The organism is Pseudoroseomonas sp. WGS1072, from assembly GCF_049340465.1.
Taxonomy (GTDB): domain Bacteria; phylum Pseudomonadota; class Alphaproteobacteria; order Acetobacterales; family Acetobacteraceae; genus Pseudoroseomonas.
In genome coordinates, this window is the sequence record NZ_JBMPSU010000001.1 from 1,235,883 (window position 1) to 1,260,320 (window position 24,438).

Annotated in this window: 21 protein-coding genes; 14 read left to right on the plus strand and 7 right to left on the minus strand. The window is 70.1% G+C overall.

Annotation, left to right across the window (positions count from 1 at the left end; all coding sequences use genetic code 11):
* Positions 1–39: 39 nt before the first annotated feature.
* Positions 40–276, plus strand: coding sequence for an AbrB/MazE/SpoVT family DNA-binding domain-containing protein (locus tag ACF3NH_RS05895; protein ID WP_422922205.1), 237 nt, complete (start codon positions 40–42; stop codon positions 274–276).
* A gap of 7 nt (positions 277–283) precedes the next feature.
* Entirely contained in the window at positions 284–694 is a 411-nt protein-coding gene (locus ACF3NH_RS05900; protein ID WP_422922206.1) for a type II toxin-antitoxin system VapC family toxin, read from the plus strand.
* Positions 695–764: 70 nt separating this feature from the next.
* Here the strand turns inward: ACF3NH_RS05900 and ACF3NH_RS05905 are convergent, their stop codons facing one another.
* Positions 765–1,214, minus strand: a complete 450-nt coding sequence (locus tag ACF3NH_RS05905; RefSeq protein ID WP_422922207.1) for a GNAT family N-acetyltransferase — start codon at positions 1,212–1,214, stop codon at positions 765–767.
* Between the two features lie 304 nt (positions 1,215–1,518).
* Here ACF3NH_RS05905 and ACF3NH_RS05910 point away from each other — a divergent pair, with 304 nt between their 5' ends.
* Positions 1,519–2,325 (plus strand): IS5 family transposase, encoded by an 807-nt coding sequence (locus ACF3NH_RS05910; RefSeq protein ID WP_422922208.1) that lies wholly within the window; start codon positions 1,519–1,521, stop codon positions 2,323–2,325.
* Positions 2,326–2,428: 103 nt separating this feature from the next.
* Here ACF3NH_RS05910 and ACF3NH_RS05915 read toward each other — a convergent pair whose 3' ends face one another.
* Positions 2,429–3,010 (minus strand): DUF3489 domain-containing protein, encoded by a 582-nt coding sequence (locus ACF3NH_RS05915; protein WP_422922209.1) that lies wholly within the window; start codon positions 3,008–3,010, stop codon positions 2,429–2,431.
* Positions 3,011–3,196: 186 nt separating this feature from the next.
* On the opposite strand from ACF3NH_RS05915, the gene ACF3NH_RS05920 reads away from it, so the two are divergent.
* Positions 3,197–3,709 carry a hypothetical protein gene (locus ACF3NH_RS05920; RefSeq protein ID WP_422922210.1) on the plus strand — a complete coding sequence of 171 codons (513 nt, stop codon included), beginning with the start codon at positions 3,197–3,199 and terminating at the stop codon, positions 3,707–3,709.
* 890 nt (positions 3,710–4,599) lie between these two features.
* Here the strand turns inward: ACF3NH_RS05920 and ACF3NH_RS05925 are convergent.
* Positions 4,600–5,337, minus strand: coding sequence for a helix-turn-helix domain-containing protein (locus tag ACF3NH_RS05925; RefSeq protein ID WP_422922211.1), 738 nt, complete (start codon positions 5,335–5,337; stop codon positions 4,600–4,602).
* Between the two features lie 5 nt (positions 5,338–5,342).
* Between ACF3NH_RS05925 and ACF3NH_RS05930 the strand changes: the two genes are divergently transcribed.
* From ACF3NH_RS05930 to ACF3NH_RS05975, 10 genes are all read left to right on the plus strand, one after another.
* On the plus strand, positions 5,343–5,786 hold the full coding sequence (locus tag ACF3NH_RS05930) for an ester cyclase (RefSeq protein WP_422922212.1): 444 nt from the start codon (positions 5,343–5,345) through the stop codon (positions 5,784–5,786).
* A gap of 105 nt (positions 5,787–5,891) precedes the next feature.
* A complete protein-coding gene (locus ACF3NH_RS05935; protein ID WP_422922213.1) occupies positions 5,892–7,475 on the plus strand; it encodes an ABC transporter substrate-binding protein in 1,584 nt (527 codons plus the stop codon).
* Positions 7,476–7,549: 74 nt separating this feature from the next.
* Positions 7,550–8,800: a Zn-dependent hydrolase gene (locus tag ACF3NH_RS05940; protein ID WP_422922214.1), complete on the plus strand. Its 1,251-nt coding sequence runs from the start codon at positions 7,550–7,552 to the stop codon at positions 8,798–8,800.
* A gap of 90 nt (positions 8,801–8,890) precedes the next feature.
* On the plus strand, positions 8,891–9,352 hold the full coding sequence (locus tag ACF3NH_RS05945; protein ID WP_422922215.1) for an ester cyclase: 462 nt from the start codon (positions 8,891–8,893) through the stop codon (positions 9,350–9,352).
* A gap of 477 nt (positions 9,353–9,829) precedes the next feature.
* Positions 9,830–9,916: a K(+)-transporting ATPase subunit F gene (kdpF, locus tag ACF3NH_RS05950; RefSeq protein ID WP_422924725.1), complete on the plus strand. Its 87-nt coding sequence runs from the start codon at positions 9,830–9,832 to the stop codon at positions 9,914–9,916.
* A gap of 4 nt (positions 9,917–9,920) precedes the next feature.
* Positions 9,921–11,618, plus strand: coding sequence for a potassium-transporting ATPase subunit KdpA (gene kdpA / locus ACF3NH_RS05955; RefSeq protein ID WP_422922216.1), 1,698 nt, complete (start codon positions 9,921–9,923; stop codon positions 11,616–11,618).
* A gap of 11 nt (positions 11,619–11,629) precedes the next feature.
* Positions 11,630–13,654, plus strand: a complete 2,025-nt coding sequence (gene kdpB, locus ACF3NH_RS05960) for a potassium-transporting ATPase subunit KdpB (RefSeq protein WP_422922217.1) — start codon at positions 11,630–11,632, stop codon at positions 13,652–13,654.
* 3 nt (positions 13,655–13,657) lie between these two features.
* The gene (gene kdpC, locus ACF3NH_RS05965) at positions 13,658–14,218 is read left to right on the plus strand and encodes a potassium-transporting ATPase subunit KdpC (RefSeq protein WP_422922218.1); all 561 of its coding nucleotides are present in this window, start codon (positions 13,658–13,660) and stop codon (positions 14,216–14,218) included.
* 15 nt (positions 14,219–14,233) lie between these two features.
* Positions 14,234–16,888, plus strand: coding sequence for an ATP-binding protein (locus ACF3NH_RS05970; RefSeq protein WP_422922219.1), 2,655 nt, complete (start codon positions 14,234–14,236; stop codon positions 16,886–16,888).
* Positions 16,885–17,577: a response regulator gene (locus ACF3NH_RS05975; RefSeq protein WP_422922220.1), complete on the plus strand. Its 693-nt coding sequence runs from the start codon at positions 16,885–16,887 to the stop codon at positions 17,575–17,577. The genes ACF3NH_RS05970 and ACF3NH_RS05975 overlap by 4 nt, the downstream gene beginning before the upstream one ends.
* A 9-nt stretch (positions 17,578–17,586) precedes the next feature.
* Here the strand turns inward: ACF3NH_RS05975 and ACF3NH_RS05980 are convergent, their stop codons facing one another.
* Genes ACF3NH_RS05980 through ACF3NH_RS05995 form a run of 4 tightly spaced genes read right to left on the minus strand, consistent with a single transcriptional unit; the run spans position 17,587 to position 24,431 of the window.
* Entirely contained in the window at positions 17,587–19,062 is a 1,476-nt protein-coding gene (locus tag ACF3NH_RS05980) for a GntP family permease (protein WP_422922221.1), read from the minus strand.
* Positions 19,055–20,176 carry a patatin-like phospholipase family protein gene (locus ACF3NH_RS05985; protein ID WP_422922222.1) on the minus strand — a complete coding sequence of 374 codons (1,122 nt, stop codon included), beginning with the start codon at positions 20,174–20,176 and terminating at the stop codon, positions 19,055–19,057. Before ACF3NH_RS05985 ends, ACF3NH_RS05980 begins: the two co-directional genes overlap by 8 nt.
* Positions 20,173–23,292 (minus strand): efflux RND transporter permease subunit, encoded by a 3,120-nt coding sequence (locus ACF3NH_RS05990; protein ID WP_422922223.1) that lies wholly within the window; start codon positions 23,290–23,292, stop codon positions 20,173–20,175. The genes ACF3NH_RS05985 and ACF3NH_RS05990 overlap by 4 nt, the downstream gene beginning before the upstream one ends.
* A complete protein-coding gene (locus ACF3NH_RS05995; RefSeq protein ID WP_422922224.1) occupies positions 23,289–24,431 on the minus strand; it encodes an efflux RND transporter periplasmic adaptor subunit in 1,143 nt (380 codons plus the stop codon). The genes ACF3NH_RS05990 and ACF3NH_RS05995 overlap by 4 nt, the downstream gene beginning before the upstream one ends.
* Positions 24,432–24,438: the final 7 nt, after the last annotated feature.

A 24,438-nucleotide genomic window follows, 5' to 3' on the forward strand; every position in this document is an offset into this window, starting at 1 on the left:
GTAATACCCCCTGAATTACATGTATTACCGGAGGCAGCCATGGCCAACACTGTGACCAGCAAAGGCCAGGTCACCATCCCGAAGCCGGTGCGCGATCTCCTGGGCATCACCACCGGCAGCGCAGTCGAGTTTCGCCTGACGCCTGAGGGTCAGGTTCTGCTCGCCCGGGCCGATGCGGCGCCACGCCCGCAGAGCCGCTTCGCGCGGCTGCGCGGGGCTGCAGGGCCCGGCATGAGCACCGACGAGATCATGACCCTGACGCGCGGCGAGGACTGAGCGGCCCTTGGCGACGCTGATCGACACCAACATCCTGCTCGACCTCGCGACCGACGACCCGCGCTGGGTGGACTGGTCCCTGCGGCAGCTCGAAGCGGCTGCCGCACAGGGCCCCCTGCTGATCAACGACGTCGTCTATGCCGAGCTGTCGGTCCGCTTTCCGGGCATCGAACAGGTGGACGCCTTTGTGGCGGAGGCTGGTCTTCAGCTGGAGCCGCTCACCCGCCCGGCCCTGTTTCTCGCCGGCAAGGTCTTCAAGGCCTATCGCTCCCGTGGGGGCTCCCGCACCGGCGTTCTGCCCGACTTCCTGATCGGCGCCCAGGCGGCTGTGGCCAAGCTTCCCCTGCTGACACGGGATGCAGCACGCTACCGCAGCTACTTCCCGACTGTCGCGCTGATCGGGCCAGATCAGGGGTAGCGGTCTCGGCAACGACAGCGGGACGGAAGCAGGCTGATCAGCGCGTGCGCCTGAAGGCTGGAATGCACTGCTATCCCTGTTTGCGCAGGGATCGAATGAACCGGGTACCGGTTTCGGCGAAGCCTGTGGCTCGGCAGAATTCGTTCAAAGCTGGCGTATCCGGCGTGGTCATGATCTCTATTTCACCGCAGCCAGCGAGGCGCGCAGCCTGTGCAGCCGCCTTGACCAGTAGCCGGCCAATGCCCCGGCGGCGCTCTTCGACGCTGACCAACAGTGTGCTGATCTGCGCCCTGGGGCGCGCTGCTTCGAGCGTCGGATACCAATGCATCACCACCAGGCCGCTGGGCGGCCCCCATTGCAGCGCCACCAATGCCGTTGCCGATGCCTGACGCAACGCCACGAGCCGCTCTGCCAGATCGCGCGCATCGATGGTGTAGCCGGCTGTCGCCAGCAGATCGGCGAGGCCGGGCGCCTCGGCGGCGGTGGCAGCGCGGATCTCCAAACCGTAGCGTAACGTCACCAGAGCGATCCATGATGGGGAGACAGGTTAGCTGGGGTTAACTACCGCATGAAGGAGGGTTGCGGACGGTGCCATCACTCTGCGCTTGGCTGGGATGAAGTCGAGCAAGCAGCGTGGTCAGTAACGCGCAGGTTGAGCCAGGGCGTGTCAGTAGGCGTGCCGCTGTCGTGTGCGCCCATTCTCCTGTCTGACACGGGAGGGAGAAACCAGTTCTCGTTCAGAGCTGGTGCCAGGGCTACCCGATTCAGGAAGCATCTAGAGGCTGTTATGGACCTGCGGGTGGGTAACGATCAGGCTGCGGAGCATGACTGTCCGCAAGCCCTACCCCTCTGATGTTTCTGACGACGAATGGGCGCTGGTCGCGCCCTACCTGACGCTGCTGCCCGAGGCAGCCGGGCAGCGCGAGCACAGCCTGCGCGAGGTGTTCAACGGCCTGCGCTACGTGGTGAAGACCGGCGCGCCCTGGCGCTGGATGCCGAACGACCTGCCCCCCTGGGCGGCAGTCTATCAGCAGGCGCAGCGCTGGCTGGCGGCAGGCTGCTTCGAAGCCCTGGCCGAGGATCTGCGCACCGTGCTGCGTCTGGCCGCTGGGCGAAAGGCGCGGCCCAGTGCTGCCATCCTGGACAGTCGGACGCTACGCTCCTCTCCTGAGAGCGGCGAGCGGGCGGGGTATGACGGCGCCAAGCGCAAGAAGGGCTCCAAGTTGCACCTGGCGGTCGACACGCTGGGCCATCTGTTGGCTCTCCATGTCACGCCCGCCAGCGCGGATGACCGCGCTGAGGTCGGGCGGCTGGCCCGGGCGGTGCAGGCCTCCACCGGGCAGAGCGTCGATCTGGCCTATGTCGACCAGGGCTATACGGGAAGCAAAGCAGCCGATGCCGCGAAGGCGCATGGCATCGAGCTGGAGGTGGTCAGATTGCCAGAAGCCAAGCGCGGCTTCGTGCTGCTGCCGCGGCGCTGGGTGGTCGAGCGCTCATTCGCCTGGGCCACCCGCTTCCGGCGCCTGGTGAAGGATTATGAGCGTTACGCCAGCACTCTTGCCGATCTTCACCTCGTCGCCTTCACCTGCCTCATGCTCAAACAGGCCGCTCAACTCGCCGCAGGTCCATAACAGCCTCTAGGCCAAGACACTTTCAGTCCCCTGCCCTGGCGCGGCGGGGGAGACGCAGCAATAGATGACGAGCTAGCATCGGCGGCAGGAGGCCGACGTCGCATCAGGCCTCCTCCGCCAGACGATAAACGGTATAGCTGCCATGGGCGCCGGCTTTGCTGGCTCCAACTTGCCGGACGCGTTCCAGGACCTCGACCCTATGCCCCTGCCGCTGCACGCCAGCCAGGAAGCCACGCACCGTATGTGGCGCCCAGCCGGTGGCCTCGGCGATCTGCGGTCCGCTGGCGCCCTCGGGGCGGCGGAGCAACGCCAGCACCTGGGCGCGCTTGGTGTCGGCCCGCGGACCGCGCGGCGCAGCCAGAGCAGTTCGCAGGCTGGTCAGGGCCTCCTCCATGCCGCTGCCTCCCTCCCAAGCCGCTACCGCCGCTTGGGCGGCGTTACGCAGGCAGGCACGGACGGCAGGGGCTGCGACCGGTGCCGGAGCTCCGATCGCCGCCAGGCCGGCCAGGGTGATGCGGAGTTCCCCCGCACCATCGTCCAGCAGCCCACGTTGAAGCAGGGAGCGCAACACCGCGCGCTGGGCGGCGGCAGGTAGGTCAGGCGCAAGGGCGCGGCGGTCCTCCCGCTCAGCGGCCGCGATCAGCACGGCGCGGGCGGAGGGGGAGAGCGCGTTGGGTCTGTTCATGGTCAGTCTCGGGCGCGACTGACCGAGATTGGCCGCCGCTACCGCGGTAAGCCCTGACAATCCAAGGTGGCGCAGGGCAGGCCTCTACGCTTGCTGTGATCCGAGCCAGGAGCCAAGCATATTCTGCGACCATCCGCGCGAACTTCAGGCGCCGGCACGGTCATCCGGGAGAACATCGCTGGCGACGTGCTGGCTTCGCTGACTACCCTGCAGTGGAACATCCCGTCCAAAGCCTGGACCGGCGGCGCGGTGATGGCCGACGCCTCGCTGAACCGCCGCATGACGGTGCGCCTGGCCGAGGCGGTCGCCTATGCCCAGATCGGTATCATCGGCTTCGACGGGCAGATCGAGTTCGAGGCGCTGCGGCTCTACGGGTTGCCAGAGGCGGCACCGGCGCTGCTCTGTGGCACGCCCGCATTGCCGGTCGGGCAGCGGGAGTTCGCGGCGGAGGTAGCGTGGGATCTACCCTCGCTGGCACCGGGCATCACCAGCCTGCTCGATGTCACCGTCACCGGCGCGCGGCAGGGGGATCTTGCCCATGCCGCGCTCGCCTCCTCGACGCGCTTCGTCGAGCTCGACGCCGCGGCATGGTCCAACAACACGGTGCGCGTCATGGCCAGGAATATCTCGCCGACGGCAACCTTCGATCTCGGGGCGGCGACGTTGTCAGTGACTACGATCAAGCGGCGCATGCCATGAGCTGGATGGCGGGTGCGGTGTCGCCTCCGCACCCGCCTCCGACCATGCGGCCGGCCCTATGACGGCCGGCCTGGTGGGCACCAGCGGGTTCGCCGCCATCCCCACCACCGCCATCGATCCGCCCCACCGTGCGGCGTCTCCGGCGGTCCCCGCGCTTTCGGGTCCGGGTCCCCATCACAACCGCCGCCAGGATAGCAGCACCGCAAGAACGCGGCGCCAGCGAAGAAGGGCAGCTTGTTGCAGCCAACGAGCCCGCAGACGCCGGGCAGATCAACGTCAATCTGCCCGAAGATGAATCTGATTCGCGGCGGTGCGCGACCCATGTGGACGGAGGTGGCGCAGCATCGGGGTACGTGACCGAGATGCGACAGCCCTTTCGGCCTCTAGCCAGGGCGCCCTTACGAATTCCTTACGCTCCCAATGCCTGTTCCGCATCGCACCGCAGCATCGCCAGCTTGCAGATTACCTTCCCTGACACGGGGACCTCCATGCTCGACCTCCTTCTCCTGAGCGCTGCGCTCGGCGCCTTTGGCTTGCTCGGCCTCGTACCAGAAGACGCCCAACGAAATCGCGTTGAATACGCGGCTTACCGATCCACGAAAGCAAGCTGATTACAGTTACCGACAAACACGGCGCGATTCGCGCTGGCAGCTGGAACAGCGCTTCGCAGCGGGCGTCTCGGCAGCGCTGTGATTTGATCGCTTGCCTTCGCAATCTGACGATCGCGATCCAGCCAATCAACGCAAGCCGGTGGCTCGCCGGCGCCCGGAGGCTGTAACTCTCAACATAGCGCTCCGTGTCCAAACCCGAGAGAGGCTTCAGCGGGTCAGCACCGCGACGCTGGCCACCGTCCTCTACAGCCGCGCCCTGGTGCCCCTCGTGGCTGGACGTCAGTAGAACGGTGGCGTCAACGCCCAAACGACCACGGCCGGAATGTCGCCGGCGTTCCAGAATCGGTGTGGGCGCGTGCTTGCGAAGCGGAATGCGTCGCCCGCTGATAGTTCCGCAACCTCGCCATCTACCTCGACATGTACCCGGCCTTCGCGCACCACACCGGCGTCCTCCCCGGCATGGGTGTACACCGCGCCGGATGACCCGCCAGGACGGATCGTGACGAGGAGGAGCTCGATTGTGCCATCGCCGGGTGGGGTGATGAGTTCGTTCGTGATCCCTTCTGCGTCGAGTTCAATGGTACGACGCTGCGGACGGCGCTGTACCCAGGCAGGTATGTCGGTGGCCGCGCGCGGCGGATCGAAGAACCATCCGACCGGAACCTCGAGCGCTTCCGCCACGCGCAGCAGGCTGCGCAAGGACGGTGCTGCGATGCCGCGTTCCATCTGGCTGAGCATGCCGATCGAGATCCCGGCCTGGCGGGACAGATCCTGTAGCGTGAGTTGGCGCTGCCGCCGCAGCCGGCGTAGCGTCAGGCCCATCTCTGGAGGCGGGGCACGGCGCGGGATCGCGGCCGGCGCATCCCCGCGGCTGGCTTCCTGAAAAATTTCCGCTTCTTTTTTCAACGTGGTTGCCTCGCTTCCCCCGCAGTGTTTAGCATACCCAAAACCGAGGCCGAGCACAGCAGTCCGCTCGACCGCCCCGGCGGAAATTGCCACCGGCTCGGGAAGGAGCAAGACGGATGTCCGAAGATGCCTTGCGGGTCGCGCTTGCCTTGCACGACCTGTGGAACACGGGGGACGTCTCCAAGATCGACGAAGTCTACGCCGAGGATTTCGTCGCCCACTGGCCGCCAAGCTCCGAGGTGCCGACGCGCCGTGGCCGCGACGGCGCCCGCTTCGGCGTCGAGCGCATCCGCCGCGCCTTCCCCGATTGGCACGAGGACGTGCTCGACGCCTTCGCGAGCGGGGACCGTGTCTGCACGCGCTACGTCTCCACCGGCACGCATCGCGGCGCCTATTGGAACCTCGAGCCGACCGGCCGCCAGATCAGGGTGGAGGAGATCTCGATCTACCGAATCGCAGGCGGCCGCGTGGCCGAACAGTGGTGCATGCTCGACGAACTCGCGCGCCTTCGGCAACTCGGCGTGGACGATGCCTATCTCCGGCGCCTGTTGTCCCAGTGATGGCCCACGCGCCGCGAGGGGGCCGAAGCATGCCGCATCATCCCCCGAAGCCAAGCTGCACGACCATTCCGGCTCGCAACCCGGAACCAACCTGGAGGGCTTGACATGAACCGCCGTAGTTTCCTCGGGGCCGCCGTGGCCTCCGCCGCCCTGCCGATGCCGGCCTTCGCGCAGTCCGAGCGCGCCCGTGTGATGACCTTCGTCCCGCACGCGAACCTCACGTCGCTCGATCCTGTCTGGACCTCAGCACTCGTTACCAGCAACCACGGCTACTACGTCTTCGACACGCTCTATGGCGTGGACAGCCAGCTGCGCCCGCATCCGCAGATGGCCGAAGGGCACAGCGTCTCCGATGACGGGCTCACCTGGCTGATCAGGCTGCGGGACGGGCTGCGTTTCCATGACGGCGAGCCGGTCCGCGCCCGCGACTGCGCCGCAAGCCTCCGCCGCTGGGCCGCGCGCGACACTTTCGGCCGGACGCTCGCCGATGCCGTGGATGCGTGGGAAGCCGCGGACGACAGGACGGTGCGCATCAAGCTGAAGCGCCCCTTCCCGCTGCTGATCGACGCGATCGGCAAGCCGGGGTCGAACATCCCCTTCATGATGCCCGAGCGCCTCGCCGCGACCGACCCGAACAGCCAGATCACGGAGATGGTGGGCTCCGGGCCTTACCGCTTCGTCGCCGGCGAATACGCATCGGGCAACCGCGTAGTCTACGAGAAGTTCGCGGGCTACGTCCCGCGGCAGGAACAGCCGAACTGGACGGCGGGCGGCAAGGTCGCGCATTTCGACCGCATCCTCTGGCAGATCATCCCCGATCCCGCGACGGCCGCGGCCGCGCTGCAGGCCGGCGAGATCGACTGGTGGGACCAGGTGCTGCCAGACCTCTTGCCCGCGCTGCGGCGCAACCGAAACATCGTGCTGGGGGACGGCAACCCGGCGGGGCATGTCGCGATCATGCGCTTCAACCACCTCCAGCCGCCTTTCAACAACCGCAGGCTCCGCCAGGCGCTGATGCGCGCCGTCAACCAGGCCGACTACATGGCCGCGGTGACCGCCAACGACCCCTCTGCGTACCGGGTCTGCCACTCCTTCTTCCCCTGCGGCACGCCCTACGGCACGCCGCCCAGCCCGAACCCTATGGCGCAACGCCCCTCGATCGATCAGCTGCGTCAGCTCATCCGCGACTCCGGATATGCGGGCGAGAAGATCGTCATCCTCAGCCCGACCGACTTCGCGACCATCGCGCCCTTCGGCCAGATCACCAACGCCCTGCTCCGCCAGCTCGGCATGAACGTCGAGCTGATCGAAACCGACTGGGGCGCGATGCTGCAGCGGCGCACCAACCGGGGCCCCGTGGAAAGCGGGGGCTGGAGCATGTTCCACGTCTGGTGGACAGGCGAGACGCTGGTGAACCCCGCGATGAACGCCGCGATGCGCGGCCAAGGCGCGCAGGGCTGGGCCGGCTGGTACGAAAGCGCGCGGATGGAGGAGCTGAACGAGCGCTGGCTGCGGGAGCCGACGGAGGATGGCCGCGTCGGCATTGTCGCTGACATGCAGGCGCTCGCCTTCGAGGACGTGCCCTCCGTTCCGATCGGCCAGTTCTCGATCCGCACCGCCTATCGGCGCACGCTGACCGGCATGGTCGAAGGCCCGGCGCCCTATCCGTGGGGCGTGCGGCGCGCCTGAACGAAGCAGGGGCATGGCCCGCGAAGGCGCGGCCATGCCTCTCCCGCATCCCGCCAGTCGCCAGGGACACCGACATGACCGAGACCGACCGCGGCAGCAACCTTGCGATCAACGGCGAACGGCTGTGGGACAGCCTGATGCGCATGGCCGAGATCGGCGCCCTTCCGGGTGGCGGCTGTCGCCGGCTCGGCCTGACGCCGGAGGATTCCGCCGGCCGCGCCCTGCTGGTCGGCTGGGCCCGGGAGAACGGCTACGGCGTCGCCCGCGACCGCATCGGCAACCTGTTCATCCGCCGGCCGGGAACCCGGCCCGAGCTGGCACCGGTGATGATGGGCAGCCATCTCGACACCGTCGTGACAGGCGGGCGGTTCGACGGCGTGCTCGGTGTGCTAGGCGGGCTCGAGGTGCTCCGCACGCTGGACGACGCCGGCATCGCGACGGAACGCACGCTGGAACTTGTCGTGTGGACCAACGAGGAGGGCGCGCGCTTCGCACCCGGCAACGCTGGCGCCTTCGCCTTCGCCGGCAAGTATACGCTGGAGCAGGCGCTGGCGCATGCAGATGCAGACGGCACGCGCATCGGCGACGCGCTGGAGGCGCTGCACGAGCTCGGCCTGGAACCGGTGGGCGGCCGCCCCATCGAGGCCTGCTTCGAGCTGCATGTCGAACAGGGGCCTTACTTGGAACGCGCCGGCATCCCGGTTGGCATCGTCACCGGCACCTACACCGTGCGCTACTTCAACCTGACCATAGCGGGAGAAGCGTCGCATCTGGCGCAGCCCCTGACGGACCGCCGTGATGCGCTGGTGGGCATGGCGGAGGCGATCCTCGCCATCCGCCGGGTCGGCGCAGCGCATGGCGAGCAGGGCCGCTCGAACGCCTCCTGGGTCAAGGTGTTCCCGAACGTCCGCGGCACGGTGGCGGAGACGGTGCAGATGTCCTGCGACGTCCGTCATGCCGACCCGGAGGTGGCGCGCGCGATGGCGGCGGACCTGCATGCCTCCATCGAGGATGCGTCGCGCCGCACCGGCATCGCGATGACGCTCGATCCGTTCCACCAGTTCGGGCCGGTCCACTTCGATGCCGGGCTGGTTGACCTACTCCGCCGGACGGCACGCAGCCGCGGCCACCGGTGCCAGGACATCCTGACGGTCGCCGGCCATGACGCGATCGCGCTGGCGCCGATCGCCCCGACCGCGATGATCTTCGTACCGAGCGCGGCCGGCCTCAGCCACAACGAGCGCGAGTACACGGATCCGGCGGCATGCGCCGCCGGCACCGATGTGTTGCTGCACGCGGTGCTGGCCAAGGCGGGCCGTGACTGAGGCGACACGTGGCGCGGAAGCGGGCCTCGCCCGCGCCCCATGTGCCCCCCTGCGGGCACCCCCCTGAACACCGAGGAGAGGAATACTGGCATGACGAACGAGGACATCGCACGGCAGACGATCGAGGTGATCTGGTGCCGCGGCGAGGTGGACCGCATCCCCGAATTCTACACTGAGGACTTCCACGCCCATCAGCCGAACATCCGGCTGAACTGGACCGGCGTCCCGGGCCGCCCCACCTGGGTTGGCCACGAGGGGCTGCGCAACATTGTCACCTGGATCAAGAGCGTCTGCCCCGACTACCACGAGGCGCCGCAACTCGTCGTCGGCTCGGGTGACATGGTCGCGATGCGCATGATCAATACCGGTACGCACACCGGCCGCGCTGTCGGACGTTTCCAGCCGTCGGGCAAGTCGTTCGAGGCGGTGGATACGATGTTCGTGCGCATGGTCGGCGGACGGATCGCCGAACAATGGGGGCTGTTCGACCAGCACGCGGTCTGTGTGCAACTCGGGTTCGTCGAACCGTCGGAGTTGGTCATCTACGGGTAGGCAACCTCACCTTCCTGCTCGGCCTGTTCTACACCTGCGGCGTCAGCGACGGTTCGAACCCGGTCGCACTCCCTGCTCCAGATTTCCTCAGGAAACACAGGCGTTTAGCAAGGGCTCGCTTCGGCGGGCCCTTTCTGCTTCCGGGGCCGCTGAGGCGGAACGCGCCACGAAACCCCGTCGCACGAACAGCGGCCCTTCCGGCCTTGCCCCCGACACGATGGATCACCGGACTGGCTGACCATGCCCCGCGGCGATGCGGAAGACCGCCTGTGCGGACGGCGCGTCTTTATGCGTTCTTTATGTAGGGCGCCGCGAACCGGCATCGATCCTTTACGGTCCTCCCGCCTAGAGCTGCGCTGACCCTTCGGTCGACGCATGAGGCACAAACGTGATCGATCTGCTCCTGCTGGCGCTGGGCGTCGGCATCCTCGCCCTGATGGCGGCCTACGCCGTCGGCTGCGAACGCGTCTAGCCGCCATGTCCGAGCTTCTCCTGGCAGGGATCGTCGCGGCTGGCCTGCTTCTCTATCTCGTATGGGCGCTGCTGCGCCCCGAGGACCTGTGATTCCATGACCTGGATCGGCTGGGCGCAGATCGCGCTCGTCCTCGCCTGCGTGATCGCCGCCGCGATCCCGCTCGGCCGCTACATCGCCGCCGTCGCGGCCGGGCGTGTCGCCTGGCTCGCGCCGCTGGAGCACGCCCTCTACCAAGCCGCCGGGATCGATCCCGCGCGTGGCATGGGCTGGAAGGCCTATGTGCTGGCCATGCTGGCGGCGAATGCCGGCGGTTTCGTGCTGCTCTATGCGTTGTTGCGGCTGCAGGGCGCGCTGCCCCTGAACCCGCAGGGTTTCGGCGGGCTGTCGCCCTGGCTCGCCTTCAACACCGCGGTGAGCTTCGTGACCAACACCAACTGGCAGGCCTATAGCGGCGAGGCCGCGATGAGCCATCTCAGCCAGATGGCGGGGCTGACGGTGCAGAACTTCCTCTCCGCCGCCACCGGTATCGCGCTGGCGCTGGCGGTCTGCCGCGCCTTCGCGGCCGGTGGCGTGAAGAATCTCGGCAACTTCTGGGCCGATTTCCTCCGCATCACCCTGTATGTCCTGCTGCCCCTCAGCATCGTCGTCGGGCTTGTCTTTGTCGCCATGGGCATGCCGCAGACACTGGTCGGCGCGGCCGGGGCCACGACGCTGGAAGGCGGCACGCAGACCATCGCACTGGGGCCGGTGGCCTTCCAGGTCGCGATCAAGCACCTCGGCACCAATGGCGGCGGCTTCTTCGGGGTGAATGCGCTGCATCCCTTCGAAGGACCCTCGGCGCTGGCCACCGCGCTGCAGATCTGGGCGCAACAGGTGATCCCCTTCGCGCTGGCCCTCACCTTCGGCCATATCGTCGGCGACGTCCGCCAGGGCCGCGCGCTGCTCGGCGTGATGCTCGGCTACATCCTCATCGCCATGGCGCTGGTCTATGCGGCCGAGGCGGGCGGCAACCCGCTGCACCTGGCCGCCGGCGTCGATCCCGCCCAGGGCAACATGGAAGGCAAGGACCTGCGCTTCGGCATGGCGCTGGCGGCGCTGTTCACCGCCTCCACGACCGGCGCGTCCTGCGGCGCGGTCAACGCGATGCTCGACAGCTTCACGCCGCTCGGCGGCCTGGTGCCGATGGTCCTGATCCAGCTTGGCGAAGTGCTGCCGGGCGGCGTCGGCTCGGGCCTCTACGGCATGCTTGTCTTCGTGCTGCTCGCGGTGTTCGTGGCCGGGCTGATGGTCGGCCGGACGCCGGAATATCTCGGCAAAAAGGTGCAGGCGCGGGAGGTGAAGCTCGCCATGCTCGCCGTGCTGGTGCTGCCGGCCTCGATCCTGGGCTTCACCGCGGTGTCGCTGGTTCTGCCCTCGGCGGTCTCCTCCATCCAGGATGCCGGGCCGCATGGATTGAGCGAGATGCTCTACGCCTTCACCTCGGCCACTGGCAACAACGGCTCGGCCTTCGGCGGGCTGACCGCCGACACGCCCTGGCTGAACACCACGCTCGGCATCGCGATGCTGCTCGGCCGCTTCGCCTATGTCGTTCCCGTGATGGCGATCGCGGGATCGCTCGCCGCGAAGCCGAAGCTCGGAGCCTCCACCGGCACGTTCCCGACGCATGGTCCCCTCTTCGCCGGGCTGCTCGCCGGCGTGATCCTCATCCTGGGCGGGCTGCAGTTCATGCCCGCCCTCGCCCTCGGGCCGCTCGCCGAGCACTTCGTGCTGCTCGCCGGCAAGACCTTCTGAGGTCCCTGATCATGCAAACGACATCCGCCCTGGGCAGGCACGCGCTGCGGCGTGCCGGGACCGATGCCCTCCGCAAGCTCAATCCCCGCCATCTCGTGCGGAACCCGGTGATCTTCGTCACCGAGGTCATCTCCATCCTCGTGACGCTGCTGGCGATCCGCGCCGCCTTTCTCGGCGATGCCTGGAGCTTCCAGGCCGGCATCGCGCTCTGGCTCTGGCTCACCGTGCTGTTCGCGACCTTCGCCGAGGCGGTCGCCGAAGGCCGCGGCCGCGCCCGGGCGGAAAGCCTGCGCCGCGGCCGTGGTGAGGCGAGCGCCAGGGTGCTGCTGCGCGAGGACGACCGCAGCCTGTGGCAGAACCGACCGGCGACGGACCTCCGCGTCGGCGAGTTCGTGCTGGTCGAGGCCGGTGAGCTCATCCCCTCGGACGGGGAGGTCGTCCAGGGCATCGCCAGCGTGAACGAGGCCGCGATCACCGGCGAATCCGCGCCCGTCATCCGCGAGTCCGGCGGCGACCGCAGCGCGGTGACCGGCGGCACGCTGGTCGTCTCCGACTGGATCGTGGTGCGCATCACCGCCGCGGCGGGCGCCACCTTCCTCGACCGCATGATCGCCCTGGTGGAAGGCGCCAGCCGGCAGAAGACGCCGAACGAGATCGCACTCGACATCCTGCTGACCGGCATGACGATCATCTTCCTGATCGCCGTCGCCACGCTGGTCGGGCTGGCGAGCTGGAACGGCCGGCCGCCTTCCGTCGCCGTTCTGGCGGCGCTGCTCGTCACGCTGATTCCGACGACGATCGGCGGCCTGCTCTCGGCCATCGGCATCGCCGGCATGGACCGCCTGGTGCGCTTCAACGTGCTGGCGACCAGCGGCCGTGCGGTGGAGGCGGCGGGCGACGTGGATGTGCTGCTGCTCGACAAGACCGGCACCATCACGCTGGGCAACCGGCAAGCGGCCGCCTTCGTCCCGGCGCCCGGCGTGGGCGAGCACGAACTGGCCGAGGCCGCGATGCTGGCGAGCCTGGCGGATGAGACGCCGGAGGGGCGCTCCATCCTGGCCTTCGCGCGCGACCGCCACGGCGTTCTGGCCGATGGCCCGCCGCCCGGCGCCGTGGCCGTGCCCTTCACGGCGCAGACGCGCATCTCCGGCCTCGACCTGCCGCAGGGGCGCTACCGCAAGGGCGCGGTGGACGCGCTGGCGCGCAGCCTCGGCGTGGCGGTGCCGCCGCCGCTCGCCCAGGCGGTGGATCGCATCGCGCGCGCCGGCGGCACACCGCTGGCGGTGGCCCGGGACGCGACCCTGCTCGGCGCGATCGAGCTGAAGGACATCGTCAAGACCGGCATGCGGGAGCGCTTCGACGCGCTGCGCCGCATGGGCATCCGCACCGTCATGGTGACCGGCGACAACCGCCTGACGGCCGCCGCCATCGCCGCCGAAGCCGGGGTGGACGACTTCATCGCGGAGGCCACGCCGGAGGACAAGCTCACCTATATCCGCCGCGCGCAGGCGGAGGGCCGGCTCGTCGCGATGGCCGGCGACGGCACCAACGACGCGCCGGCGCTGGCGCAGGCCGATGTCGGGCTCGCCATGCAGACCGGCACGCAGGCGGCGCGCGAGGCCGGCAACATGGTTGATCTCGACAGCGATCCCACCAAGCTGATCGAGGTGGTGGAGATCGGCAAGCAGCTGCTGATCACGCGCGGCGCGCTGACCACCTTCTCCATCGCCAATGACGTGGCGAAGTACTTCGCGATCCTGCCGGCCATCTTCGTGGCGAGCTATCCGGAGCTGCAGGTGCTCAACGTCATGCACCTGGCGAGCCCGGAGAGCGCCATCCTGGCCGCGGTCATCTTCAACGCGCTGGTCATCGTGGCGCTGGTGCCGCTGGCGCTGCGCGGCGTGCGCTACGTGCCGGTGGGCGCCGCCGCGCTGCTGCGGCGGAACCTGCTGATCTACGGGCTTGGCGGCGTCGTCGCCCCGTTTCTCGGCATCAAGCTCATCGATCTGATCCTCCAGCTCCTGGGACTCGCCTGAACCATGACCGCCATCCTCCGTCCCGCCGTCGCGATGGTGCTGCTGCTGACGGCGCTGCTCGGCATCGCCATGCCGCTCGCCATGACCGGAATCGCCGGGCTGGTGTTTCCGGACCAGGCCGGTGGCAGCCTCATCCGGCGCGACGGGCGCGTCGTCGGCTCGGCGCTCATCGGCCAGGCCTTCACCGGGCCGCGCTACTTCCATCCGCGCCCCTCGGCGACCGCACCGGAGCCCTACAACGCCGCCGCCGGCGCCGCGTCGCAGCTTGGCCCGACCTCGGCGACGCTGCTCGACAGCGTGCGACAGCGCGTCGCGGCGGCCGGCGGCCCCACGGTGCCGGCCGATGCCGCCACCGCGTCCGGCTCCGGCCTCGATCCGCATATCAGCCCGGAGAATGCCGCGCGGCAGATCGCCCGCGTCGCGCAGGCGCGTGGCCTGCCGGAGGACAGGCTGGCGGCCCTGGTGGCGCAGCACATCGAGGGCCGGGAACTCGGTCTGCTGGGGGAGCCGCGCGTGAATGTGCTGCGCCTCAACCTGGCGCTCGACGCGCTGGCCGGGACGTGATGCTATTCCCCGCCCATGCCGAGCGAGCCCGCCCGCCCTGATCCCGACGCGCTGCTCGCCCTGGCGCGAAAGGCGGAAGGCGGGCGCCTCAAGGTCTTTCTGGGTGCCGCGCCCGGTGTCGGCAAGACCATGGAGATGCTGGCCGAGGCGCGGCGCAGGCGGGCGGGCGGCGCGGATGTGCTGATCGGCCTCGTCGAGGCCCATGGACGTGCCGAGACCCAGGCCGCGATCGGCGAACTGCCTCTGCTGCCGCGCGCGCGCATCGCCTATCGTGGCCAGATGCTGGAGGAGTTCGACCTCGATGCCGCGCTGGCGCGGCGGCCGCAGATCCTGCTGCTGGACGAGCTGGCGCACAGCAACGCACCGGGCAGCCGCCATCCGAAGCGCTGGCAGGATGTCGAGGAGCTTCGCGCGGCGGGGATCGAGGTCTGGACCACGGTGAACGTCCAGCACCTGGAAAGCCTCTCGGAGGCGGTGGCGCGCATCACCGGCGTGCGCATCGCCGAGACGGTGCCGGACCGCGTCCTGGCCGAGGCCGATGCCATCGAGCTGATCGACATCCCGCCCGCCGAGCTGATCGAGCGCATGCGCCAGGGCCGCATCTACCGGCCCGACCAGGCCGACCGCGCGCTGAAGGGCTTCTTCCGCGAGGGCAATCTGGCCGCCTTGCGCGAGATGGCGCTGCGCCGCACGGCGGAGCGCGTCGATGCCGATGTCACCGGCTACATGCGGGCCAATGCCATCCCGGGTCCCTGGCCGGCGGGCGAGCGCGTCCTGGCGCTGGTCGGCGCCGATCCCGCCTCCGAGACGGTCGTGCGCGAGGCCCGGCGCATCGCCGACGCGCTGAAGGCGCCGCTGCTCGCGCTGCATGTCGAACGCCCCGCCGCCCCCGGTGCCGGCGATCCCGGCGCGATGCTGCGGCTGGCCGAGGAACTCGGCGCGACGGCGGAGACGGTGATCGCCGCGGATGTGCCGGCCGCCATCCTGCGCGAGGCACGGGCGCGCAACGTGACGCATCTGGTGATCGGCCGCGGCCGGCCCCCCTTCTGGCGCCTGGCCACGGGGCGCACCCTCTCCGGCCTCCTGCTGCGTCGGGCCGGGGATTTCACGCTGCACCTTGTGCCCACGCCCGCCGGGCCGCCGCGCCGCGTGGCGCCCGATCCGCGCGCCGTGCCCCCCTGGCTGGCCTGGGCGGCGGCCCCGCTGCTGGTGGCGCTGGCCACCGGCGTCGGGCTCGCGCTCGATCCCGAGGTGCCGGAGGCCGCGCTCGGCATGGTCTACCTTGTGCCGATCGTCGCGGCCGCGGTCGGCTTCGGTCCCGTCCAGGGCGGCGTGGCCGCGGTGCTGGCCTTCCTGTGCTGGAACTTCCTGTTCCTGCCGCCGCGCCACACCTTCGCCATCGCCGGCCCGCAGGATGTCCTCGGCGTCATCGTCTTCGCGCTGGTCGCGCTGCTGCTGGCGGGGACGACCGGCCGGCTCGGCCGCTCGGTCCGCGCGGCGCGGGCGCGCATGCTGGGGCTGCGCCGGCTCGTGGAGTTCAGCCGCCGCCTCGGTGTCCCGGGCGACAGGGCCGACATCGTGCAGGCGATCGCCGAGGAAGCCTCGCGCATCGCCGGCGCGCCGTCCTGCGTCCTGCTGCTGCTGCCGCCGCTGCCCGGCGAGACCGCACCGGAGCCCGTGCTGCGCGCCGCCGTGCCGCTGGATGCCGAGCCGGACGAGGCGGCGATGGCCGCGGCGCGCTGGGCGGTGGCGAACCGCCGCGCGGCCGGTCGCGGCACCGACACGCTGCCATCGGTCGCGTGGCAGTTCCGCCCCATGCGCACGGCGCGCGGGTTGGCGGGGCTCGTCGGGCTGCGCGCGTCACAGGGCGGGCCGCTGGAGGCGGAGGCCGACCGGGCGCTGGATGCGCTGCTCGACCAGGCTGGCGTGGCGCTGGAGCGCGCCGAGCTGATGGAGGAGCGCGCGCGCGGCGAGGCGCGCGCGGAGACCGAGTCGCTGCGCAGCGCGCTGCTGACCTCGCTCGGCCATGACCTGAGGACGCCGCTGACCTCGATTCGCGGCGCGATCGCCACGCTGCGGACCGCCGGCCCCGTGCTGTCCGACGCGACACGCGCCGATCTGCTCGCCACGGCGGAGGAGGAAGCGGCACGCCTCTCGCGCTGGATCGCCAACATCCTCGACATGGTCAGGATCGAGCACGGCCAGATCGAGCCGCGCAGGGAGCCGGTCGATCTTGTCGAGGCGGTGGAGACGGCGGTCGCGCGGGCCATCCAGGCGCGGGGCAGGCCCATCGCCATCGAGGCGGAATCGCGGCCCGAGGCACCGCGGCTCGATCCGGTGCTGCTCGATCAGGCCCTGGCCAATCTGCTCGACAACGCGCTGAAGTTCTCCCCCGCGGGGAGCCGGGTCGCCGTGCAGGTCCGTCGCGAGGGCGCGGAGGCCGTCATCGCCGTGGAGGATGACGGGCCCGGCATCGATGCCGGCGATCTCTACCGCATCTTCGATCCGTTCTTCCGCGCGACGCGCACCGATCGCGTGGCGGCGGGCAGCGGGCTGGGCCTGGCGATCTGCCGCGGCCTGGTGCGGGCGATGGGTGGGCGCATCGCGGCGGAGAGCCCGGTCGCGGAGGCGCGCGGCACGCGCATCGTCATCCGGTTTCCCGCGACATGACGGAACCTTCGATCCTCGTCGTCGATGACGAACCGCAGATCCATCGCTTCCTCGCCGCCGCGCTGGAGGCGGCGGGCTACCGGCCGCTGCGCGCCGGGACCGTGGCCGAGGGCATGCGCATGGCCGCCGAGCGCGCGCCGGCGCTGGTGCTGCTGGACCTCGGCCTGCCGGATGGCGACGGGAAGGCGATGATCCCCCGGCTGCGCGCCTTCACGGAGGCGCCGATCCTCATTCTCTCGGCCCGCGATCACGAGGCGGAGAAGGTCGCCGCGCTGGATGCCGGGGCGGACGACTATATCGAGAAGCCCTTCGCGCTGGCCGAGCTGCTCGCCCGCATCCGTTCCGCGCTGCGCCGCGCCGGCCAGCGCGCGCCGGAGGCCCAGGCCACGCCGCGGCGGTTCGGCGGGCTGGAGGTCGATCTGGCGCATCGCCTCGCCCGCCTCGACGGCGGCGAGCCCCTGCATCTCACGCCCCGTGAATGGGATCTGCTCGCCGCCCTGGTGCGTGGCGGCGAGGGCCGCGTCCTGACGCACCGGCAGCTGCTCTCCTCGGTCTGGGGCCCGGCGCAGGCCGGGGAGGCGCAGTACCTCCGCGTCTATGTCGGCCATCTGCGGCAGAAGCTCGGACCCTGGGGGAAGCTGATCCGCACCGAGCCGGGCGTGGGGTATCGCTTCGGAGAGCCGCCGTGATCCCCCAGATCAGAAGGAGCCGATCAGGCTCCCCAGCAGGATCACGACCACCAGCGCCACCAGGGCGCTGACGACGCTGGACATGAAGATATCCAGGTAGCTGTTCCGGTGATCGGAGCCGCAGACCGCGAGAAGCGTGACCACCGCGCCGTTGTGCGGCAGGGCATCCAGCGTGCCGGCGCCGATCACCGCGACGCGGTGCAGCAGGCCGGGATCGATCCCCTGCTCCGCGGCGATCCGGAGATAGGTCGGGCCCAGCGTGTCGAGCGCGATGGTCAGCCCGCCCGAGGCCGATCCCGTCAGCGCCGCCAGCACGTTCGTCGCCACCGCCAGGGAGACCAGAGGCCCGCCGCCGATGCCGAGCACCTGGTCGCGCACCATCCCGAAGGCCGGCAGGGAGGCCACCACCGCGCCGAAGCCGACCAGGCTGCCGACGCCCAGCACCGGCAGGACGGCGGAGTTCGCGCCCGCATCCAGCGTGGCGCGCAGGGAGGGCAGGTTGGCGCGGTTCAGCAGCACCACGGCCAGGCAGGCCGCGAAGAGCGCCAGGGCCACCGACCAGACGCCCGCGACCGCGCCGATCGTGGTGCCGCCCCAGCGCGGATCGGCCAGGAAGCCGGTATCCATGCGCGGCAGGACGACCGCCGTCATCAGCAGGTTGACCATCAGCACCACGCCGATCGGGGCCAGGGCGGTCCAGAAGCCCGGTTCGCTCCGGCCGTGCTCGCCATGGCGCATTTCGGCCGGATCGAATTCCGTGGAGATCGCGCCATGCTCGCGAACCACGGAATCGTCGAGGGCCCGCTCCGTGGCCTCCCGCCCGTCCGGATCGGACAGGCTGTAGCCTTCCCCGGCCTTGCGCGCCTGCTTCTCGCGATAGTCCAGCCACCAGAGGCCGAGGGCCGCCATGACGAGCGCGGCGATGAGGCCGAGCCCGGGCGCCGCCCAGGGCGATGTGCCGAAGAAGGGCATCGGGATGGCGTTCTGGATGGCCGGCGTTCCCGGCAGCGCCGACATGGTGAAGGTCGAGGCGCCGAGCATGATCGTCCCCGGCATGAGCCGGTGCGGGATATCGGCCGCGCGGAACATCGCGTGCGCCATCGGGGCGAGCACGAAGAAGGCGACGAAAAGGCTGACGCCGCCATAGGTGACGAGCGCGCCGGCCAGCACCACGGACAGGATGGCCCGCTTCCTGCCGAGCCGGGCGGTCATGCCGTTGGCGATGGCGGTGACCGACCCGCTGTCGTCCATCAGCTTGCCGAAGACCCCGCCCAGCAGGAAGAGCGGGAAGAACTGCGCGATGAAGCCCGCCGCGCCGCCCATGAAGGTCTGGGTCCAGTGGGCGAGCAGCGGCTCGCCGGCGAAGCCCGCCGCCACCAGGGCGGCGGCGGGCGCGAGGAGGAGCACGCTCCAGCCGCGGAAGGCCAGCCCCATGAGAAGGGCCAATCCCAGGAGGATGCCGAGAAGGCCCATGGGATCAGACACCCTCCAGCAGCTTGTTCAGGTTGACCGAGGAGCGGCGGCCGATGGCCTCGCCATTCTCGGCCAGGAAGCGTTCCGCCGTCCGCCGCCCCTCGTCGCGCAGGAAGGTGAGGAAAGCCCATTCCGCGTTCAGCTTGGAGGAATAGCCGAGATCGATCATCACGGGGCTGGAGAGGAGATGCACGCGGAAGCTGGCCCAGCGCGCCCCCTCCACCCTGCTGCTGTCCAGCTTCGCGCCGCTCTCCGCGACGACCTGCTGCAGCAGGGCGATCATGCGGAGTTCCTTGATGATCGTGGCGTTGAAGGAGATCTCGTTCAGCCGGTTCTGGATCTCGGTGGCGGAGCGGGGCACGCCGGGTCGTTCCACCGGGTTGATGGCCACCAGCAGGAGATCGTCGGCCGAACCGCCATCGCGGACGAGCGGGGTGATGGTGGGGTTGCCGGCATAGCCGCCGTCCCAGTAGGCCTCGCCCTCGATCTCCACCGCCTGGAAGAGCGTGGGCAGGCAGGCCGAGGCCATCAGCGCCTCGGGCGTGACCTCGGCGTTGCGGAACACCCGGCCCCGTCCGGTGCGCACATTGGTCGCGGTGACGTAGAGGCGCTGCTCCGCCAACGCCAGGCGATCGAAGTCGATGGTCTCGGCGAGCACCGCGCTCAGCGGATTGCCGCCGACCATGTGGATGTCGTAGGGCGAGACCAGCCGGGCCATCATGTCCATCGCCAGGAAGGCCGGCGAACTGTCCAGCGACCAGCGGCCCAGCAGGATGTCGAGCGGGCCGCGCTTGAAGGGACTCAGCAGCGCCGCCCGTGCCACGGCGCTCCAGAAGCGCTCCAGCGCGGCCCTGGCGCCGTCGCGCCCGCCCTGATGGTAGCCCGCCACCAGGGCGGTGGCGTTCATGGCCCCGGCTGAGGTGCCGCTGATCGCATCGATCTCCAGCCAGGATTCCTCCAGCAGCCGGTCCAGCACGCCCCAGGTGAAGGCCCCGTGCGAGCCACCGCCCTGCAGGCCGAGATCGACGGCGACAGGATCGCGCGGGCGGGCTTCCGGCGCGGCGTCCTCGGACCGCCGCGCCGTCCGGCTCCGGGAGGGACCCTGCGTGCTGGATGTCTCGCTCATACTGGCTCCATGCTTCCTGTTGTGGAGGCGGGCCGTGCGGCCGGGGCCGGATCAGCCCGGCCGCGCCCTGCCCCGCCCCGCCCCTCGAGGCACGTCACGTACAGCACCGGCAGGAAGATCAACGTGAGGATCGTGGCGCCGAGGAGACCGCCCATGATGGCGAAGGCCATCGGCCCCCAGAACACCGTGGGCGTGATCGGGATCATGCCGAGCACCGTGGAGATGGCGGTCAGCATGATCGGCCGGAAGCGGGAGGTGCTGGCCTCCAGCGCCGCCTCGGCGACGCCGCGCCCCGCCGCGCGCTCGGCCTCGATCTGCGTCACCAGGATCACCGCGTTCTTGGCGATCATGCCCATCAGCGACAGCACGCCCAGGATGGCCACGAAGCCGAGCGGGCTGCCGGAGAGCAACAGGGCCGCCACCACGCCGATCAGGCCCAGCGGCACCACGCTCAGCACGATGAAGAGCCGCGAGAAGCTCCTCAGGTGGAAGATCAGCACGGTGAGCATGATGAACAGCATCAGCGGCACGACCGCCTTCACCGAGGCCAGGGAGTCGGCGCTTTCCTCGACGATGCCGCCCGTCTCGATCCGGTATCCGGGCGGCAGCGCCGCCGCCGCCGCGGCGATCCCCGGCGCCAGGTCGTCCACCACGTCGTTCGGCAGCACGCCGCGCGGCAGATAGGCCTGGACCGTCAGCGTCGGGATGCGGTTCCGGCGCGTGATGATCGGATACTCCTGCTCGTAGTCGAAGGTGGCGAACTGGCTGAGCGACACCGTCCGGCCGCCGGGGATCGGAACCTGCAACGTCCGCAGGGCCTCGACCGACATCCGTTCGGCCTCGACCGCCCGCACCACCACATTGATCAGGTAGATGCCGTCACGCATCTGCGTCACCGTGGTGCCGGAGATCGCCGCGTTCAGGGCGCTGGCCACCGCCGCCGAGCTCAACCCGAGGCGCCGGGCCTCGTCCTGGTCCACCCGGACACGAAGCTGGCGGGCGGGCTCCATCCAGTCGAAGCTGGTGCCACGCGTGGAGGGATGCGCGGCCACCACCTTGGCCAGGTTCATCGCCAGATCGCGTACCTTGTCCGGATCGTCGCCGGAGACGCGGTACTGGATGGGCCAACCGACCGGCGGGCCCAGTTCCAGCGGATAGACCCGGCCGACCACTTCGGGGAACTGCTCCAGCAGCACCTGCTCCAGCCGCGTCTCCAGCCGGTCGCGGGATTGCAGGCCCTTGGTGATCACCACGAGCTGGGCGAAGAAGTTGCTCGGCGGCTGCACGTCCAGCGGCAGGTAGAAGCGGATGGCGCCGCGGCCCACATTGGTGCTCCAGCGCTCGACATCCGGGTCCCGGGCCAGGATCGCCTCCAGCCGCGCCGCCGCCGCGTCGGTTGCATGGATCGAGGCGTTCTGCGGCAGGGTCAGGTCCACCATCAGCTCATAGCGGTCCGAGGACGGGAAGAACTGCTGGCTGACGAAGCGCATGCCGAAGACCGACAGGGCGAAGAGCCCTACCGTCGCGGCGATAGTCACCCAGCGCCAGCGGATCGCCGTGCCGAGGAAGGAGCGGTAGACCCGCACCAGGCGCCCGGGCTCGTTGGAGGTGCCGGGCCTGGGCGGCCGCAGGATCAGCACGCCGAGCAGCGGCGCGAAGATCACCGCCACCAGCCAGGACACCAGCAGGGCGATGGTGACGACCGCGAAGATGGAGAAGGTGTATTCGCCCGCCGAGCTGCGGGCGAAACCGACCGGGACGAAGCCGGCGATGGTCACCAGCGTGCCCGTCAGCATCGAGAAGGCGAGGGCACGGAAGGCGTAGGTGCCGGCGGCCTCCTTGCTGTCGCCGGCCGCGAGCCGGTTCATCATGGCGTCCACGGTGGTCATGGCGTCGTCCACCATGAGGGCGAGCGCGATGATCAGCGCCCCCAGCGAGATGCGCTGCAGGTCGATGCCAACGATCTGCATGATGGGAAAGACGATGGCGAGCGTCAGCGGGATGGCCAGGGCGACGATGGCGCCGGGCCGCACGCCGAGGCTGACGAAGCTCGCCACCAGGATGATCGCGATCGCCTGCCAGAGCGATCCCATGAAGTCGGCGATGGCCAGCGCGACGGTGCGCGGCTGCTCGGCCACCGCGCTCATCTCGATCCCCACCGGCGTGTCGGCCATGACGCGGCGCGCCGCCACGTCGATGTTGTGGCCGAGCTGCAGCACGTCGCCGCCATCGCGCATGGAGATGCCGAGGCCGATCGCCTCCCGCCCGTTCACGCGGAACATCGGCTGGGGCGGATCGGCGTAGCCGCGACGGACCTCCGCGATGTCGCTCAGGCGCAGGATGCGGCTGCCCTGGGCGGCGGGCATCGCGAAGTTCATCGCCCGGATGTCGCCCTCGGATTCGAAGGAGCCGGAGACGCGCAGCAGCAGCCGCTCCTGCCCGCCCTCGATGGTGCCGGTGGGCGAGATCAGGTTCTGCGCCTGCAGCGCGCCGATCAGCGCATTGCGGTCGATGCCCAGCCCCGCCAGCTTCTCCATCGAGAACTCGATGAAGACCCGCTCGTCCTGCGCCCCGATGAGCTCGATCCGGGAGACATCGGGGACCTTCAGCAGCTCCGAGCGCATGTACTCCACATGGTCGCGCAGTTCGCGATGGGTGAAGCCGTCCGCCGTGAAGCCGTAGACGATCCCGAAGGTGTCGCCGAAATCGTCGTTGAAGAAGGGGCCCTGGATGCCGGGCGGGAAGGTGTGGCGGATGTCGCCGATATTCTTGCGGACCTGATACCAGGTGTCCGTGACCTGGGCGTCCGGCGTGCTTCCCAGCAGGTCCACATAGATCAGGCTCTGGCCGGGCTGGGTGAAGCTGCGCAGCCGGTTCAGGTTGGGCGTCTCCTGCAGCCGGCGCTCCAGCCGCTCGGTGACCTGGTTCAGCGTGTCCTCCATGGAGCCGCCGGGCCAGTTGGCCTGGACGATCATGGTGCGGATCGTGAAGACCGGGTCCTCCGCCCGGCCCAGCCGCAGGAAGGAGAGGGTGCCGGCCAGCACCGCGACGATCATCAGGTAGACGACGATGGAGCGGTTGTTCAGCGCCCATTCGGAAAGGTTGAACGGCCTCACCGCGCGGCGCCCCCGGCCGTGCCCGGGGAGGCGGCCTGCGCGGCGCCGAGCACCCGGACCTGCTGGCCCGGCCGGAGGGTCTGCGCCCCCGCCGTCACCACCACCTCGCCGTCCCGCAACCCGCCGGCGATGATGGCGCGCGCGGCATCGTAGCGCACCACCTCGACGGGGCGCAGCGACACGGTGGAATCCTGTCCATCCACCACCCAGACCGCCGGACCCTGGTTGGCCCGGGTCAGGGCCGAGGCCGGAACCTCGATGCCGCTCACTCCGCCGATTCGGATGCCGCCATTGACGGTCGAGCCCAGCCGCATGGCCTCCGGCGGGTCGATCAACCCGACGCGCACCCGGAAGGTGCGCGTCACCGGATCGGCCTGCGGCGAGACCTCCCGCACCCGTCCCGTCGTCCGGACCGCGGGGTTGCCGCTCAGGGACACCGTGACCAGCGGGTCGGGCTCCGCCTGCTCCATCAGCCGGGCGGGCACGTCGAACACCGCGTCGCGTCCGCCCTCACGGGCCAGGGTCACGATGCGCTGGCCCGCCGCCACCACCTCGCCCGGCTCGGCGCCACGGGCCGTGACGACACCGTTCGAATCCGCCACGAGGTCGGTATAGGCGAGCGTCGTCTCGGCGATGTTCTCCTGCGCCAGGCTGGCATCCACCTGGGACTGCGTGGCCTGCAGCCGCCGGACCGCGTCGTCGTAACTGGCGCGGGTGGTGAAGCCGCTGCGCAGCAGCTGGTTCTGCCGGTCGTAGTGGTTGCGCGCCTGCACCAGCGCCGCCCGCGCCGCCGCGGTGGCCGCCCGGGCCGCGCGCAGATTGTCGCGCGGCGTGCTGTCCTCCAGCCGCGCGATGACCTGGCCGGCGCGGACCTGATCGCCGACGTTCACGCCGCGCTCGATCATCCGCCCACCGATGCGGAAGGCCAGGCCGACTTCCTCGGCCGCCTCCACCTGTCCGGTCAGCGCCACCGTCTCGCCGCCCGGCTGCGACACCGCGACGCTGGCGCGGACCGGGCGCGGCGGTTCGGGCGGCGGCGGCTCGGCCGGGCCGCAGGCGGGAAGAGCCAGGAGGCCGGTGAGCACCACACCCCGCAGCACCAGTCTCGTCAGGATGGCGGGTCCAAGTGCTTGCGGCATCCCGAGG

What these genes read in the sequence shown, in the direction of transcription:
- ACF3NH_RS05915 (WP_422922209.1), bottom strand. Translation starts at nt 3,010, where the DNA reads ATGAACAGACCCAACGCGCTCTCCCCCTCCGCCCGCGCCGTGCTGATC.
- ACF3NH_RS05975 (WP_422922220.1), top strand. Translation starts at nt 16,885, where the DNA reads ATGACGGAACCTTCGATCCTCGTCGTCGATGACGAACCGCAGATCCAT.
- ACF3NH_RS05910 (WP_422922208.1), top strand. Translation starts at nt 1,519, where the DNA reads ATGACTGTCCGCAAGCCCTACCCCTCTGATGTTTCTGACGACGAATGG.
- ACF3NH_RS05995 (WP_422922224.1), bottom strand. Translation starts at nt 24,431, where the DNA reads ATGCCGCAAGCACTTGGACCCGCCATCCTGACGAGACTGGTGCTGCGG.
- kdpB (WP_422922217.1), top strand. Translation starts at nt 11,630, where the DNA reads ATGCAAACGACATCCGCCCTGGGCAGGCACGCGCTGCGGCGTGCCGGG.
- ACF3NH_RS05985 (WP_422922222.1), bottom strand. Translation starts at nt 20,176, where the DNA reads ATGAGCGAGACATCCAGCACGCAGGGTCCCTCCCGGAGCCGGACGGCG.
- kdpC (WP_422922218.1), top strand. Translation starts at nt 13,658, where the DNA reads ATGACCGCCATCCTCCGTCCCGCCGTCGCGATGGTGCTGCTGCTGACG.
- ACF3NH_RS05935 (WP_422922213.1), top strand. Translation starts at nt 5,892, where the DNA reads ATGAACCGCCGTAGTTTCCTCGGGGCCGCCGTGGCCTCCGCCGCCCTG.
- kdpA (WP_422922216.1), top strand. Translation starts at nt 9,921, where the DNA reads ATGACCTGGATCGGCTGGGCGCAGATCGCGCTCGTCCTCGCCTGCGTG.
- kdpF (WP_422924725.1), top strand. Translation starts at nt 9,830, where the DNA reads ATGTCCGAGCTTCTCCTGGCAGGGATCGTCGCGGCTGGCCTGCTTCTC.
- ACF3NH_RS05945 (WP_422922215.1), top strand. Translation starts at nt 8,891, where the DNA reads ATGACGAACGAGGACATCGCACGGCAGACGATCGAGGTGATCTGGTGC.
- ACF3NH_RS05930 (WP_422922212.1), top strand. Translation starts at nt 5,343, where the DNA reads ATGTCCGAAGATGCCTTGCGGGTCGCGCTTGCCTTGCACGACCTGTGG.
- ACF3NH_RS05940 (WP_422922214.1), top strand. Translation starts at nt 7,550, where the DNA reads ATGACCGAGACCGACCGCGGCAGCAACCTTGCGATCAACGGCGAACGG.
- ACF3NH_RS05970 (WP_422922219.1), top strand. Translation starts at nt 14,234, where the DNA reads ATGCCGAGCGAGCCCGCCCGCCCTGATCCCGACGCGCTGCTCGCCCTG.
- ACF3NH_RS05895 (WP_422922205.1), top strand. Translation starts at nt 40, where the DNA reads ATGGCCAACACTGTGACCAGCAAAGGCCAGGTCACCATCCCGAAGCCG.